Annotated in this window: 13 protein-coding genes and 1 pseudogene; 11 read left to right on the top strand and 3 right to left on the bottom strand. The window is 72.2% G+C overall.

Features of this window, described 5'->3' with window-relative positions; genetic code table 11:
- The first annotated feature begins 147 nt into the window (after positions 1-147).
- From OHS71_RS12460 to OHS71_RS12440, 5 genes are all read left to right on the top strand, one after another.
- Complete coding sequence (locus OHS71_RS12460; protein ID WP_328484485.1) at positions 148-510, top strand: sortase-dependent protein; 363 nt, start codon at positions 148-150, stop codon at positions 508-510.
- Positions 507-1,136: a class F sortase gene (locus OHS71_RS12455; RefSeq protein ID WP_328479459.1), complete on the top strand. Its 630-nt coding sequence runs from the start codon at positions 507-509 to the stop codon at positions 1,134-1,136. The genes OHS71_RS12460 and OHS71_RS12455 overlap by 4 nt, the downstream gene beginning before the upstream one ends.
- Positions 1,133-1,633, top strand: coding sequence for an RNA polymerase sigma factor (locus OHS71_RS12450; protein WP_328479458.1), 501 nt, complete (start codon positions 1,133-1,135; stop codon positions 1,631-1,633). The genes OHS71_RS12455 and OHS71_RS12450 overlap by 4 nt, the downstream gene beginning before the upstream one ends.
- On the top strand, positions 1,617-2,153 hold the full coding sequence (locus OHS71_RS12445; RefSeq protein WP_328479457.1) for a hypothetical protein: 537 nt from the start codon (positions 1,617-1,619) through the stop codon (positions 2,151-2,153). Before OHS71_RS12450 ends, OHS71_RS12445 begins: the two co-directional genes overlap by 17 nt.
- A 256-nt stretch (positions 2,154-2,409) precedes the next feature.
- Positions 2,410-4,122 carry an RNA polymerase sigma factor gene (locus tag OHS71_RS12440; protein ID WP_328479456.1) on the top strand — a complete coding sequence of 571 codons (1,713 nt, stop codon included), beginning with the start codon at positions 2,410-2,412 and terminating at the stop codon, positions 4,120-4,122.
- A 172-nt stretch (positions 4,123-4,294) separates the two neighbouring features.
- Here OHS71_RS12440 and OHS71_RS12435 read toward each other — a convergent pair whose 3' ends face one another.
- Entirely contained in the window at positions 4,295-4,981 is a 687-nt protein-coding gene (locus OHS71_RS12435) for a glycerophosphodiester phosphodiesterase (RefSeq protein WP_328479455.1), read from the bottom strand.
- A gap of 26 nt (positions 4,982-5,007) precedes the next feature.
- Positions 5,008-6,193: pseudogene (locus tag OHS71_RS12430) on the bottom strand (adenosine deaminase).
- A 527-nt stretch (positions 6,194-6,720) separates the two neighbouring features.
- Between OHS71_RS12430 and OHS71_RS12425 the strand changes: the two are divergent.
- Positions 6,721-7,701 (top strand): DUF4190 domain-containing protein, encoded by a 981-nt coding sequence (locus OHS71_RS12425; protein WP_328479454.1) that lies wholly within the window; start codon positions 6,721-6,723, stop codon positions 7,699-7,701.
- Positions 7,702-8,023: 322 nt separating this feature from the next.
- Here OHS71_RS12425 and OHS71_RS12420 read toward each other — a convergent pair whose 3' ends face one another.
- Positions 8,024-8,584, bottom strand: coding sequence for an NADAR family protein (locus tag OHS71_RS12420; protein WP_328479453.1), 561 nt, complete (start codon positions 8,582-8,584; stop codon positions 8,024-8,026).
- Between the two features lie 222 nt (positions 8,585-8,806).
- On the opposite strand from OHS71_RS12420, the gene OHS71_RS12415 reads away from it, so the two are divergent.
- The 5 genes from OHS71_RS12415 to OHS71_RS12395 are packed head-to-tail and all read left to right on the top strand — an operon-like array spanning position 8,807 to position 14,506.
- On the top strand, positions 8,807-10,321 hold the full coding sequence (locus OHS71_RS12415; protein ID WP_328479452.1) for a gamma-aminobutyraldehyde dehydrogenase: 1,515 nt from the start codon (positions 8,807-8,809) through the stop codon (positions 10,319-10,321).
- A 56-nt stretch (positions 10,322-10,377) separates the two neighbouring features.
- Entirely contained in the window at positions 10,378-11,625 is a 1,248-nt protein-coding gene (locus OHS71_RS12410; RefSeq protein ID WP_328479451.1) for an ABC transporter substrate-binding protein, read from the top strand.
- A 5-nt stretch (positions 11,626-11,630) separates the two neighbouring features.
- Entirely contained in the window at positions 11,631-12,776 is a 1,146-nt protein-coding gene (locus OHS71_RS12405) for an ABC transporter ATP-binding protein (RefSeq protein ID WP_328479450.1), read from the top strand.
- Positions 12,776-13,705, top strand: a complete 930-nt coding sequence (locus OHS71_RS12400) for an ABC transporter permease (protein WP_328479449.1) — start codon at positions 12,776-12,778, stop codon at positions 13,703-13,705. The genes OHS71_RS12405 and OHS71_RS12400 overlap by 1 nt, the downstream gene beginning before the upstream one ends.
- On the top strand, positions 13,706-14,506 hold the full coding sequence (locus OHS71_RS12395; protein WP_328479448.1) for an ABC transporter permease: 801 nt from the start codon (positions 13,706-13,708) through the stop codon (positions 14,504-14,506).
- Positions 14,507-14,511 lie beyond the last annotated feature (5 nt).

The following is a 14,511-nucleotide window of genomic DNA, read 5'->3' as shown; positions in this document are numbered from 1 at the left end:
GGAGGGGGCTGGTCGCGTCGTTCCCCGGGCTCCTTGTGGGGGCGAAGTTCTGGGGTTTGCCAGTTCTTTACAACCCGGTCGTGGGGTATCTCGTCTCTTCGCTCGATCCGTCAACGGACCGACGAAAGAGAGCGATTCATGCGACTCATGCCGCGAACGGGCCTCGCCGCCCTGATGGTTGCGGGTACCGCCCTGCTGGCGGGCGCTGCGCCCGCGCTGGCCGACGGCGGGACGCCGTCCCCCGCCACCACGGCGGACCGCAGTGCGACACCGGCCCCCGCCGAGGCGGGCAGTGACGCCAGCACGGTTCCCGCGCCGACCAGGGACCGGACCGACCCGTCCGCCGTGCCGAGCCAGGTCGGCGTCGTGCCGCGCGGTGCCGCCGACACCGGCGTCGCGGAGCCCTCCGAGGGTCACGGCGCACTGATCGGCGGCAGCGCGGCCGCGGTGTTCGCGGTGGCCGGCACCGGCTTCTACGTCGTACGCCGCCGGAGGACGACCGCCGCATGAGCCCGCTCTCCAGGCGCGCACTGATCCTCTCGGCCCTCGCGGCGCCGCTGCTCACGGGCTGCGGCGGTGACCCGGCCGAGCCGGGGGACACGGGCGGCGCCGGCTCCGCCGCACGCACCACGGACACCTCGCCGGCCCCCGCCGCCCGGGCGGCGCGTCCCCTCGCGCGCTCGGTGCCGGTCACGCTGCGGATCCCGGCCATCGGGGTCGACACCCCGGTGATGCGGCTGGGGCTGGCCGGCGACGGCACCGTGCAGGTGCCGCCGGTCGAGGAGCACGACCGGGCGGGGTGGTACGAGAACTCGCCGACACCGGGACAGACCGGACCGTCGGTGATCCTCGCCCATGTCACGGTCGGCCGGTACGGCGACGGCGTCTTCCGGCACCTCGACCGGCTGCGCCGGGGCGACCGGATCGGGGCGCGTCTGGAGAACGGCACCACGGCCCGGTTCGCCGTCACCGAGGTGACGACCGTCGACAAGGCGGAGTTCCCGACCGAGCGGGTGTACGGGAACGTGAACCGGCCCGAACTGCGTCTCATCACCTGCGGCGGCCCCCGTACCGGGGACGGATACCGCGACAACGTGATCGTCTTCGCCGCCCTGACTCCCGCGGGAGAACGTTGAAACGGCCCGCCGGCTCCCGTGAGAGGGCGGCGTCCGAGCTGTTCGCCGCCCTCTACCCGCGCCTCGCCGGCTGGTGCCGCCGTCTCGTCGACGACGACGGGACGGCGCACGAGATCGCCTCGGAGGCGTTCACCCGGCTCTGGGCGCGCTGGACGGCCGTGACCGAACCCCAGGGCTTCCTCTACGTCACCGCCGCCAACCTCGTCCGCGACCACTGGCGCAAGCTCGAACGCGAGCGCCGGGCCCTGCGCCGGGCCACCGTCGAGGCCGCCGTCGCCCCGCCCGCCGAGCCCGCCGACCCCTCGGTGCGGCTGCTCGTGCAGTCCCTGCCCGACCGGCTGCGCGTCCCGATCCTGCTGCACTACTACGCTGACATGCCGATCCGGGAGGTGGCCGTGCTGACCGGGCGCAAGGAGGGAACCGTCAAGGCCGACCTGCACGCGGCCCGCGAACTGCTCCGCGCCCACCTGAGGAGAAGCCTTGATCACACCCACTGACGACTTCGACGACGGCCCGGACCTCGACCCCGCCGACCCCCTCACCGTCATCCTGCGGCCGACCGCCGCCGGCCATCTGGGCCCGCCGCCCGGCCGCTACGAGGAGATCCGCCGGGGCGCGGTCCGGCGGCGGCTGCTGCGCACCGCGGCCGGAGCGGGCGCCGCCTGCGGGATCGCCGCCCTCGCCGTCCTGCTGCCACTGCACCTGACGGCGTCCGACGGGCCCGCGCGCCCGGTGGTGCCGCTTGCCCCGCCGCCGGTGAGCGGCGCTCCGAGTGCGGCCCCGCCGTCACCCTCTCCCGTGCCCACCACCGGGCGCCCTACCGAGAGGGGCGCGACCCCCGCCCCGGACCCCCGGACGTCGCCTGCCCCCGACGCCACCGCTGCCCCGACCGCCCGGAGCGGCCGTAGCCGGTCCCTGGAGCCGACCGCGACGAGCGACCCCCTCACGGCGAGCCGGCAGAGCACGCCCTCGGGGGCGCCGCCCACGCCCTCCGCCGCGCCGGAGCGGAGCCGCTGATCCCGGTGGCGTCGCGACTCGGGCTCCGAGGACGGCCGTACCCGCACGGCGTCGCGGCGGGATGCTGCCGGTTCGGGGCGGGGAACCGGACGGACGGCTGAGCAACGGGCTTGCCGCCTGCGGGAGTTGCCCCGAGTGCCTCCTCCGCGTGGGGGACCAGGCGGCGAAAAGTGTTATCCGTGGCCACGCCTGGCCGTCTCCAAGGTGTGATCTCCGACATTGCCAACAGCGGGGGCCCGGCTGAGAGGGTGCGGGCATGAGGACATATGCCGACGCCGAGGCCGGCCGGCGGTGGCGGGCGACCATCGCCGACGCGCAGGCCGGCGATCGGCGGGCGCTCGAGGCACTGGTGGCGGGCTGGCTGCCGCTGGTGTACAACGTCGTCGGCCGCGCCCTGAACGGGCACGCCGATGTCGACGACGTCGTCCAGGAGACCATGCTGCGCGCCGTCGACCACCTCGGCTCGCTGCGTGAACCCGACAGCTTCCGGTCCTGGCTCGTCGCGATCGCCATGCGGCAGATCCGGGACCGCGAGCGCCGCAGGACGACGCAGCGCCTCGACGAGAGCGCCTCGCCCGGGGAAGCCGCCGACTTCGCCGAACTCACCGTGATCCGGCTCCAGTTGGAAGGGCAGCGGCGCGAGGTCGCGGAGGCGGCGCGCTGGCTCGACGACGAGGACCGGCAGCTGCTGTCCCTGTGGTGGCTGGAGGTCGCGGGTGAACTCACGCGCCGCGAGCTTGCCGCGGCGGTCGGCATCAGCCGGCAGCACGCCGCCGTCCGCGTCCAGCGGGTGAAGGAGCGCCTGGAAGTCTCCCGCGGCATCGTGCGCGCGCTCGACGGCGCCTGCCCCGACCTGCGCGAACTGACCACCCGCTGGAACGGCCGACCGGACTCGGTGTGGCGCAAACGGCTGGCCCGGCACGTCCGCGGCTGCCCCTACTGCGGCGATGCCCGGGAGTCCGTCGTCCCAGCGGAACGGCTGCTCGTCGGGATCGCGCTGGTCCCGGTCCCCGCCGGTTTCGCGATCTCCCTGTCCCTCGGCGGCAAGACGGCCGCCGCGGCCACCGCCACGGCGTCCGCCGGCTGGTCCGCGAAGGTGCTGACCGCGCTCACCAAGCCGGCCGTCGCGGTCACGGCCGGCGCGACACTCGCCGCGGGCGGCGCCTACGTCGTCGTGCAGACCCCCGACGACCCGCCCGCCCGCGCGGCCGTCGCCCCCACGGCGGCGAACTCACCGACCACCAAGCCGTCCGGGCCCGAGCCGTCACCGTCACCGTCCCGCCCGTCCTCGCCTTCGCCCTCGGCGTCGGTGGTTGAGAAGAGGAGCGAGAAGAAGACGGCCCCGTACGGGTCGGTCGTCGACGCCGTCGACAGCGCACCTGATCCGGGGAAACCGCCGGCCCACCTGCCGCAGCGGCCCGCGCCCGGCGTCACCAGCAGCGGCGGCGCACACGCCACCCTGAACCACCGTGGGGACCGCGTGACGCTCAGCGGCCGAGGCTATGTCCTGGTGCGCTGGCAGATATCCCCGCAGTACCGGTCCGGCGGTCTGGTCATGCCGAGCTGGACGGGCCTGAAGGGCAAGCTGTTCCACGTGGCCTCCGGCGGCGGCCGCCGTATGGACGATCCCGTCAGCGCCACGGACTCGACGGTCACCGGTATGGGCAGCACCGCCACCGGGTACACCGTCCTGCCGTCCGGCGCCCAGCAGATGTGGCAGAACGAGTACTTCTACCTGGCCGGCAGTGTCACCCTCACCGTGAACGAGCGGGGCGCCGACTACGGCCTCAACGTCTTCCCGACGACCTGGGACGCCGTGGAGAGGGACGTCACGAGCGGCCCCGGCCAGGGCGCCGGACGCTACGGCCTGGTCCGGGACACCGGCGAGGACGACACCCCGGTCCCGCAGTACGCCACCCGCGAGACCCCGGCCGACCCGGCGACGGTCCCTCAGATCTCGCGCCTGTAGCGGTCCTGGGCCCGCGCCGTTCCGGCCTCCGCGGTCGTGCGCCCGGGCGCCGTCCCGGCCGGTGACCGGGGGAGTCATGCGGGTGGGAGTTCTCGGCGCGGTCGGTCCGTCCGCGCGGACAGGTCCGTCCGCGCGGACAGGTCCGTCCGCGCGGACAGGTCCGTCCGCGCGGTCAGGTCTGTCGCCGCAGGGCCGTGAGCACCTCGACGCGGTTGGTGGTGATGGAATCGACGCCCAGCCCGACGAGCCGGCGCATGGAGCGGCGGGTGTCGGGGGTCCACACGGAGAGCAGGTGGCCGCCGTGGTGGACCCGGGCGGCCAGGTCATGGTCGACCAGGGAGAAGCGGTAGTTGAGCCAACGGGGCTTCACCGCGTCGAGCAGCGCGGGCCGCGGGGGAGCCAGGCTGGTGCGGGTCAGGGCGATCTCGGCGGACGGATCGGCGGCCCGCACGGCGAGCATCGCGGCCGCGTCGGCGCAGTAGTAGACCCGGTCCGCCGCCCCGGCCTCGCGGACGACGTCCACGATCCGGCGTGCCGTGCGCACCTCTCGCGTCCCCGGCAGATCGAGCATCAGCCGGCTGCCCCCGGTCGCCGCGAGCGCCTCCGCGAGGGTCGGCACCGCCCCGGCCGTCAGCCCGCGCACCTCGGCGGCGGACAGCGCCCGCAGGGGCCGATCCTGCTCCCACAGCCGCTTCAACGTCTCGTCGTGCAGCAGGACGGGCACGCCGTCGCGGGTGAGCCGCACGTCGACCTCGACGGCGTCCGCGCCCAGGGCGAGCGCGGAACGCAGCGAGTCGAGGGTGTTCTCACGGAAGCGGTAGGGGTCGCCGCGATGGGCCACGGCAGTCACGTTCTGCATGGGCCCATTGTGGCGGCCGCCGGTCCTCAGGGGGCGAGCCAGTCCGTCGTGTAGGCGTCGATCTCCGCCCTGAGGCGCGCCTTGCCGGCCTGGTCCAGGAAGGAGGCGTCGACGGCGTTCCCCGCGAGGGCCGCGAGGCCCCGCTCGTCCAGGTCGAGGAGGCGGGCGGCGACCGCGTACTCGTTGTCGAGGTCGGTGCCGAACATGGGCGGGTCGTCGGAGTTGATCGTGACCAGCACGCCGGCCTTCACGAACTCCTTGAGCGGGTGCTCGTCGAGCGTGCGGACCGCACGGGTGGCGATGTTCGAGGTCGGGCACACCTCCAGGGCGATGCGGTGCTCGGCGAGGTGCGCGAGCAGCTTCTCGTCCTGCGCGGAGCTGGTGCCGTGGCCGATGCGCTCGGCGCGCAGGTGGGTCAGCGCGTCCCACACCGTCTGCGGCCCGGTGGTCTCGCCGGCGTGCGGCACCGAGCGCAGTCCGGCGGCGATCGCCCGGTCGAAGTACGGCTTGAACTGCGGGCGCGGTACGCCGACCTCGGGCCCGCCGAGCCCGAAGGAGACCAGCCCCGCGGGGCGGACGCGGTCGTCGGTCGCCAGCCGCGTCGTCTCCTCGGCGGCCTCGAGTCCGGCCTCGCCGGGGATGTCGAAGCACCAGCGCAGCACGGTCCCGAACTCCGCCTCGGCCGCCTTGCGGGCGTCCTCGATGGCGTCCATGAAGGCGAGTTCGTCGATGCCGCGCCGGGTCGAGGAGAACGGGGTGATGGTCAGCTCCGCGTACCGCACCTGCTGGCGGGCCAGGTCCCGGGCGACCTCGTACGTCAGCAGCCGGACGTCCTCCGGGGTGCGGATGAGGTCCACGACGGACAGGTACACGTCGATGAAGTGGGCGAAGTCGGTGAACGTGAAGTAGTCGACCAGGGCCTCGGGGTCGGTGGGCACCTTGGAGTCGGGGTGCCGGGCGGCCAGCTCGGAGACGATGCGGGGGGAGGCGGAGCCGACGTGGTGGACGTGCAGTTCGGCCTTCGGCAGCCCGGCGATGAAGGCGTGCACGTCCCGGGCGCCGGCCGCGGCGTCCGCGGTGGGACCGGCGGCCGCGCCGGAAACGGGGGAGCCGGGGGCTGCTGCGGATGCGTCGAGGCGGTCGGTCATGGGGTCCTCCCCGGGACGGCGCCCCGGCCCGGCGGGCCGGACGGGACGCGGGTGATCGGCTGATCGATGGGTCGGGATCATCGTAGGCGGGGCCCTCGCCGACCGGCTGTCGGCCTCCGGCAGCACGGAGTCCGCCGCGTGCCGCCCCCGTGTGCGGAGGACTAGGCGGGTGCCGGGGGAGGCCGTCTGCTTCACGTGGAGCCCGGCCCTGCCCGGCCGGCGCGTCGGCCGGGCAGGGCGGACGGGGGACGGCCGTCGGCTTCGGCCGGGTGCTGCCTGCTCGGGGCCGGCGGTTCGGGGTGGGGCGCCGGCTGGTGTTTCGGGTACGCGTCGGCCGCGGGTAGGGAGGAGAGGCGGCTGTCGGCCTCACCCGCGTCCGGCCTCGCTGTCCCCCCGCGCGTGCCAAGGCGTGGGGACCGGGGGGCGGTTGTCGCCTCGGCCGGCTTACGGCCCGCTGCCCGGCGCTCCGGTCGTGGGCCGTAGCATGACGGGACGTGCGCCATACGGAACGCCGTCCGGATGACGGGACGCGAGCCGTGCAGGGCACGCAGGACCGAACGCAGGGCAGAGGGCGACAGAGGGGACCCACGTATGTCCGACGACGCGCCGACCCCGGCCGGTGACGCCGCCCGAGACCCGTGGCCCGCGCCGGCTTCCGAGGAGGCGGACGGCCCGCAGGACGCGGCGCCCAAGGTGCCGTTGCACAAGGCCGCGACGGGCGACGGCGCCGGTGTTTCCGGACCGGGTGGCCCTGCCGGTTCCGCGGTCGAGTCGAATCCCTGGGCCGCGACGGGCGACGGCGCCGGTGTTTCCGGACCGGGTGGCCCTGCCGGTTCCCCGGTCGAGCCGAATCCCTGGGCCGCCCCGGAGGACCGTCCGCAGAGCGGGCCCGGTCAGACCGTCGGTTTCAGCGGACCGCCGGCATCCGCCCCCGGCTCCCCGGACCAGGCGCCTCCGGCTGTCCATGACCAGTGGACGGTCACCGCGCTGCCCGGGGCGACCCCGCCGCCGGCCGACGCCGGTCCGCGGCCCTGGGCCACTCCCGTCGGGACCCCGCCGGCGAACGGCCCGTTCGCCTCCTTCCCGCCGCCCCACCCCGGTACGGCGGCGGCCGGGGGGCCGCCCGCCAACCCCTTCGCTCCTCCCGCCCCCGGCGCGGCGGTGCCTCCGCCGCCCCTCGCGCCCCACGGGCCGGGACCCGCCCCGTACGGATACCCGGGCGGCCCGGTCGGCTATCCCGGTCCGGGTGGACCCGGATACGGCTACCCGTCCCCGCCGCCCCCCTACGGCGGCGCCCCGGGCCCCTACGGCTGGTACGGCGGGCCGGTGGAGAGCAACGGCATGGGGGTCGCCGCCCTCGTGCTCGGGATCGCCTCGGCCGTCCTCTTCTGCATGTGGCCGCTGGCCATCATCGCCGGAATCCTCGGCGTCGTGTTCGGCTCGGTCGGCCGGGGGAAGGCCCGCCGGGGTGAAGCGTCGAACGCCGGACAGGCCCTGGCCGGGATCATCTGCGGAGCCGTGGGCATCGTCCTCGGGATCGGACTGGGCGTGCTGCTGATCGTCCAGCCCTGAGGCTCCGCGAGGCGCCGCCCCGGCTTCGGGCCCGGCGGGCCCGGGCCGCGAAGGTTCCCGGAACGGGCGGGGAAGTTCGTCGCCCGTCCCCCGGCGTCCGGCAGGCGGGGGCCACGGGCCGAGCCGGGTGTGTCGCCGATCGGAGCCGGCGGTTTCCGGCGGGCGGGGACGGCGCCGCTTCGGGCGGTCGACCGGGCGTGGGGCCGATCGTCTGGTCCTGGGCGTCCGGCGGGCACAGGCCGGCGCCCTCCACCCATCCAGGCAGGCGTGTTCTGGCCGGTGGCATCGAGCCGACCCTGGAGACATCGCGCGGGGCGCCCGCTCAGGGCTGTGTCCGCAGCCTCTCCCGCGCTTCCATCAGCGCGAACCCCAGCAGGTTCAGCCCCCGCCAGCGGTCCGGGTTCATCGCCGCCTCGTCGTCCGCCGCCATACCGATGCCCCAGACGCGGTCCACCGGGCTCGCCTCGACCAGCACCCTCCGGCCCGTGCCGAGCAGGAACGCCCGCAGGCCGGGGTCCGCGGCGAACTTGTGGACGCTGCCCTCGACCACGATCGCGAACCGCTCCCGCTGCCAGGTCGTCTCGTCGAAGCCGCGCACCAGCCGCCCCTCCTTCTTGGCCTGCGCGGGCGATTTCGCGGCCAGGGCCCGCTTCTCCGCCTCGGCGTCCTCGAAGAGGCGTGCCTTCGCGGCCATCATCCAGTGCTCGGCCGTCGCATAGGCGGCCCCGTCGACCACGAACGGTGACGGCCACCACTGACTCAGACAGCTGGAGCCGAGGCGGCCGTCGGGCCGCGGCCGGTGTCCCCAGAAGTGCAGATACTTGATCCTCGCCCCCGCCCGGGCCTGCCTGACCAGGGCCTCCCGGCAGTCGATCCTCTCCATGCACGCGAGTCTGGCACGCGCCACTGACACTGCGTCCCCCCTTTTCCGCCGTGACTCGACACCTGGTCGACCCGCTGCCGACAGATTCCGTCGCGTAACCAAAAGGCAACAACGGAATCACTTGTTGGAGTGCCCCTGCTCTGTCAGGATCGGCAATCAAATCAGGCTGGAGCTACGCCACCCGCCGCCGCACACAGCGGGGCGAAGGCGGAGGAGAGCGACATGCAGGACCGGTTCCCCGCACAGGAACGTTTCGCGGACGGCGCTCAGTACATCGGAGGCCGTCTCACCCACGGCACGTCCGGCCGGACCCACGCCGTGGTCGACCCGGCCACCGGCGAGGAGGTGTTCACCTACGAACTGGCAGGCGCCGACGACGTCGACGCCGCCGTCGCCGCCGCCCGCGCCGCTTTCCCCGGCTGGGCCGGCACCACGCCGGGCGAGCGCTCGGACGCCCTGCACCGGTTCGCCGCCGTCCTGGCCGACCGCGCCGAGGAGTTCGCCCGCGCCGAGTCCCTCCAGTGCGGCAAGCCGCTGAAGCTGACCCGCGAGTTCGACGTGCCCGGCACCATCGACAACACCGCGTTCTTCGCCGGCGCCGCCCGCCACCTGGCGGGACAGTCCGCCGGTGAGTACTCCGGCGACCACACCTCCTACGTCCGCCGTGAACCGATCGGCGTCGTCGGCTCCATCGCGCCCTGGAACTACCCCCTTCAGATGGCCGCCTGGAAGATCCTGCCGGCGATCGCGGCGGGCAACACCATCGTGCTCAAGCCCGCCGAGCTCACCCCGCTCACCTCGCTCCTCTTCGCCGAGGCGGCGACGCAGGCCGGGATCCCCGACGGCGTGATCAACATCGTCGCCGGGACCGGGAAGGAGGCCGGTGAGCGCCTCGTCGGACATCCCGACGTCGCCATGACCTCCTTCACCGGCTCCACGGCCGTCGGCAAACGCGTCGCCGAGATCGCGGTCGCGACCGTCAAGCGCCTGCATCTGGAACTGGGCGGCAAGGCGCCCTTCGTCGTCTTCGACGACGCCGACCTGGAGGCCGCGGCCAACGGCGCGGTCGCCGGGGCGCTCATCAACACCGGGCAGGACTGCACGGCCGCCACGCGCGCGTACGTGCAGTGGCCGCTCTACGAGGCGTTCGTCGAGCGGACGGCCGCCCTGATGGAGACCGTCCGGCTCGGTGATCCCTTCGCCCCCGGGACCGACCTCGGGCCGCTGGTCTCGCACCTCCAGCGCGACCGGGTCGCCGCCTTCGTCGACCGGGCGCGTGCCTACGCGCGCGTGGTGACCGGGGGTGAGGCGCCACAGGGAGATCTCAAGGGCGGCGCGTACTATCGCCCCACCCTGATCGCGGACGCCGCCCAGGACAGCGAGGTCGTCCAGGCCGAGATCTTCGGCCCGGTCCTGGTGGTCCTGCCCTTCGACAGCGACGACGAGGGCATCGCCCTCGCCAACGACACCCCGTACGGGCTGGCCGCCTCCGCGTGGAGCCGGGACGTGTTCCGGGCGAACCGGGCGACGCGTGAGATCAAGGCGGGGTGCGTGTGGATCAACGACCACATCCCGATCATCAGCGAGATGCCTCACGGAGGGTACAAGGCGTCCGGCTTCGGCAAGGACATGTCAGCGTACTCGTTCGAGGAGTACACACAGGTAAAGCACGTTATGTTCGATAACACGGCGGTGGCCCGCAAGCCCTGGCACCGCACCATCTTCGGGGACTGTTAGAGCGACGACGACCGGCCGCCGACCACGGCCGACCCTCCCGAAAGGGCACCACGCGCATGGAGCAGTACGAGCCCGACCGCCTGAGCCCGGCCCGAGTGGCCGCCATGCGGCGCAGCCTCCGCAACGGCAGGGCGGCCATGACCCGCCGGTCGCTGCTGCGCGCCTCCACCGGAGGCGCCCTGACACTGGGCGGCCTCGGCGCGCTCAGCGCCTGCGGAATCCCCGCGGCCGGCAAATCCCAGGGTGGCGTCTCCGCCGACGACCACTCGGCGAAGGAGAAGGTCGTCAACTTCTCCAACTGGCCGGAGTACATCGACGTGGACGACAGCGGGAAGCACCATCCGACGCTGGACGCGTTCCGCAAGCAGACCGGCATCTCGGTCAAGTACACCGAGGACATCAACGACAACGACGAGTTCTTCGGCAAGATCCAGCCGCAGCTCGCCGCCGGACAGGACACCGGCCGCGACCTCATCGTCCTCACCGACTGGCTGGCCGCCCGCATGATCCGGCTCGGGTACGTCCAGAAGCTGGACGCGTCCAACCTGCCGCACGCCTTCGCCAACCTGTCGGACCAGTTCCGCAGCCCCGACTGGGACCCGGGCCGCGCCTACTCCTACCCCTGGCAGGGCATCTCGACGGTCGTGGCCTTCAACAAGAAGGCGCTCGACGGCGTCGAGGTGAAGTCGGTCTCCGACCTGCTCGACAACCCGGCGCTCAAGGGCCGGGTCGGCCTGTTGACCGAGATGCGCGACACCGTCGGCATGACCATGCTCGACATGGGCAAGGACCCGGCGAAGTTCACCGACGACGACTACGACGCGGTCATCGCCCGCCTTCAGAAGGCGGTCGACAAGGGCCAGATCCGCCGCTTCACCGGCAACGACTACACCTCCGACCTCAGCAAGGGCGATCTGGCGGCCTGTGTCGCCTGGGCCGGGGACATCGTGCAGCTCCAGGCCGACAATCCGGACGTCGCCTATGTCATCCCGGACAGCGGCTACATGACCTCGACCGACAACATGCTGATCCCCAACAAGGCGCGCCACAAGACGAACGCCGAGCGGCTGATCGACTACTACTACGAGCCCGAGCCGGCCGCCGAGCTCGCCGCGTACATCAACTACGTGAGTCCGGTCGCGGACGTGAAGCCGTACCTCGCCAAGATCGACAAGTCGGCGGCGGAGAATCCGCTGATCCTTCCCGACAAGGCCATGCAGGCCAAGTCCCATGCCTTCCGCTCCCTGAGCTCGAAGGAAGAGACCGCCTACCAGCAGAAGTTCGCGAAGCTCACAGGGGCGTGACGACCATGACAAAGGACAGCAGCGGCGACGTCCGCCTCACCGGCATCAGCAAGACCTACGGCTCGTTCACCGCCGTCCACCCGCTCGACCTGACCGTCCCGCAGGGCTCGTTCTTCGCCCTGCTCGGCGCCTCCGGCTGCGGCAAGACCACCACCCTGCGCATGATCGCCGGACTGGAGGAACCTTCATCCGGGACCGTCCACCTCGGCGACCAGGACGTCACGGTCCTCCCGCCGTACAAGCGCCCGGTGAACACCGTCTTCCAGTCCTACGCCCTCTTCCCGCACCTCGACATCTTCGAGAACGTCGCCTTCGGTCTGCGCCGGCGCGGCATCAAGAGCGTGAAGAAGCAGGTCGAGGACATGCTGGAACTCGTACAGCTCGGTGAGCAGGCCCGCAAGAAACCGCACCAGCTCTCCGGCGGCCAGCAGCAGCGCGTGGCCGTGGCCCGCGCCCTGATCAACACCCCCAAGGTGCTGCTGCTCGACGAGCCCCTCGGCGCCCTCGACCTCAAGCTGCGCCGCCAGATGCAGCTGGAGCTCAAGCGCATCCAGACCGAGGTCGGCATCACCTTCGTGCACGTCACGCACGACCAGGAGGAGGCCATGACGATGGCCGACACGGTCGCCGTGATGAACGCGGGCCGCGTCGAGCAGCTCGGCTCGCCGGCCGACCTCTACGAGAACCCGCAGACCACGTTCGTCGCCAACTTCCTCGGCACCTCCAACCTCATCGAGGCAGAGGTCGACACCAAGAACGGCGACGACATCGTGCTGCGGGCGGGTGGCGGCAAGCTCGTCCTGCCCGAGTCGCGCTGCTCCGCGCCGACGACGGCCGGCGGCAGGGTGCTGGTCGGCGTCCGCCCGGAGAAGATCTCCCTCACCCACGCCGACGACGCCGGCGAGATCCCCGAGGGCCGCAACCGCATCACCGGCAGGATCGCCAACTCGTCGTTCATCGGCGTCTCCACCCAGTACGTCATCGACAGCGCCGTCTGCCCCGAGTTCGAGGTCTACGCCCAGAACATTGACCGGGACGCCCGGCTCGCCCCCGGCGCCGAGGTCGTCCTGCACTGGAGCCCCGCCCACACCTTCGGCCTGGACGCCGCCCAGGACATCGACGCGGGCATCCAGGAAGAGGCGGCCCTGTGATGGCGACGCTCACCGAGGCGCCCCCGCCTCTCTCACCGACGGCTCCCACGAAGAAGCCGCCCCGCAAGCGCGGGCGCCTGACGCCGTACTGGCTGCTGCTGCCCGGACTGCTCTGGCTGTTCGTGTTCTTCGCGCTGCCCATGATCTACCAGGCCTCCACCTCCGTGCAGACGGGCTCCCTGGAGGAGGGCTACAAGGTCACCTGGCACCTGGCGACCTACTGGGACGCGCTGAGCGAGTACTGGCCGCAGTTCCTGCGCTCGGTCCTCTACGCGGGCGCCGCGACGGTCCTGTGCCTGGTGCTCGGCTATCCGCTGGCCTACCTGATCGCCTTCCGTGCGGGACGCTGGCGCAACCTGATCATGATCCTGGTGATCGCCCCCTTCTTCACCAGCTTCCTGATCCGCACCCTGGCCTGGAAGACGATCCTCGCGGACGGCGGCCCGGTCGTCGGCGCCCTCAACACGCTGCACGTCCTCGACGTCACCAGCTGGCTCGGCTGGACCGCGGGAGACCGGGTGCTGGCCACACCGCTCGCGGTGGTCTGCGGCCTGACGTACAACTTCCTGCCGTTCATGATCCTTCCGCTCTACACCTCGCTCGAGCGCATCGACGGGCGGCTGCACGAGGCCGCGGGGGACCTGTACGCCAGACCGGTCACCACCTTCCGCAAGGTCACCTTCCCGCTGTCGATGCCGGGTGTGGTCTCCGGAACGCTGCTGACCTTCATCCCGGCGGCCGGCGACTACGTCAACGCGGAACTCCTCGGCTCGACGGACACCCGCATGATCGGAAACGTCATCCAGACACAGTTCCTCCGGGTGCTGGACTACCCGACCGCGGCGGCCCTCTCCTTCATTCTGATGGCCGCGATCCTTTTCATGGTCACCTTGTACATCCGCAGGTCCGGGACGGAGGATCTGGTCTAAATGCCTCTCGTCAACTGGCTCAGGCGCCATTTCGTGGTCATCGCGGGACTTCTCACGCTCGCCTATCTCCTTCTCCCCAACGTCGTCGTCACGGTGTTCTCGTTCAACAAACCGAAGGGCCGTTTCAACTATCAGTGGCAGCAGTTCTCCACCGACGCCTGGAAGGACCCCTGCGGGGTTTCCGGACTGTGCGGCTCGCTGTCGCTCAGCCTCCAGATCGCCGTCTGGGCGACCCTCGGCGCGACCGTCCTCGGCACGATGATCGCCTTCGCGCTCGTGCGCTACCGCTTCCGGGCGCGGGGCGCCGTCAACTCGCTGATCTTCCTGCCGATGGCGATGCCCGAGGTCGTCATGGCCGCCTCACTGCTCACCCTGTTCCTCAACCTGGGTGCTCAGCTGGGCTTCTGGACGATCCTCATCGCGCACATCATGTTCTGCCTGAGCTTCGTCGTGACGGCGGTCAAGGCACGCGTGATGTCGATGGACCCACGCCTGGAGCAGGCCGCCCAGGACCTGTACGCCGGGCCGGCGCAGACGTTCCTGCGCGTCACACTGCCCATCGCCGCACCCGGGATCGCCGCGGGCGCGCTGCTCGCCTTCGCGCTCTCCTTCGACGATTTCATCATCACCAATTTCAACGCGGGTTCGACCGTCACCTTCCCCATGTTCGTCTGGGGTTCGGCCCAGCGCGGAACGCCCGTCCAGATCAATGTCATCGGTACGGCCATGTTCCTGATCGCCGTACTTTTCGTCCTGACCTCGATGGTCATCGGAAATCGCCGCAACAAGCAAAAGGCGTGACCGGA

This window comes from Streptomyces sp. NBC_00377, from assembly GCF_036075115.1.
GTDB lineage: Bacteria > Actinomycetota > Actinomycetes > Streptomycetales > Streptomycetaceae > Streptomyces.
Note: the sequence above shows the minus strand (reverse complement) of the source record. Positions and strands in the feature narration are given on the sequence as shown.

Coding starts and splice junctions, on each gene's coding strand:
- OHS71_RS12415 (WP_328479452.1), top strand. CDS start 8,807: ATGCAGGACCGGTTCCCCGCACAGGAACGTTTCGCGGACGGCGCTCAG.
- OHS71_RS12400 (WP_328479449.1), top strand. CDS start 12,776: ATGGCGACGCTCACCGAGGCGCCCCCGCCTCTCTCACCGACGGCTCCC.
- OHS71_RS12460 (WP_328484485.1), top strand. CDS start 148: ATGCCGCGAACGGGCCTCGCCGCCCTGATGGTTGCGGGTACCGCCCTG.
- OHS71_RS12425 (WP_328479454.1), top strand. CDS start 6,721: ATGTCCGACGACGCGCCGACCCCGGCCGGTGACGCCGCCCGAGACCCG.
- OHS71_RS12410 (WP_328479451.1), top strand. CDS start 10,378: ATGGAGCAGTACGAGCCCGACCGCCTGAGCCCGGCCCGAGTGGCCGCC.
- OHS71_RS12455 (WP_328479459.1), top strand. CDS start 507: ATGAGCCCGCTCTCCAGGCGCGCACTGATCCTCTCGGCCCTCGCGGCG.
- OHS71_RS12440 (WP_328479456.1), top strand. CDS start 2,410: ATGAGGACATATGCCGACGCCGAGGCCGGCCGGCGGTGGCGGGCGACC.
- OHS71_RS12420 (WP_328479453.1), bottom strand. CDS start 8,584: ATGGAGAGGATCGACTGCCGGGAGGCCCTGGTCAGGCAGGCCCGGGCG.
- OHS71_RS12435 (WP_328479455.1), bottom strand. CDS start 4,981: ATGCAGAACGTGACTGCCGTGGCCCATCGCGGCGACCCCTACCGCTTC.
- OHS71_RS12405 (WP_328479450.1), top strand. CDS start 11,631: ATGACAAAGGACAGCAGCGGCGACGTCCGCCTCACCGGCATCAGCAAG.
- OHS71_RS12395 (WP_328479448.1), top strand. CDS start 13,706: ATGCCTCTCGTCAACTGGCTCAGGCGCCATTTCGTGGTCATCGCGGGA.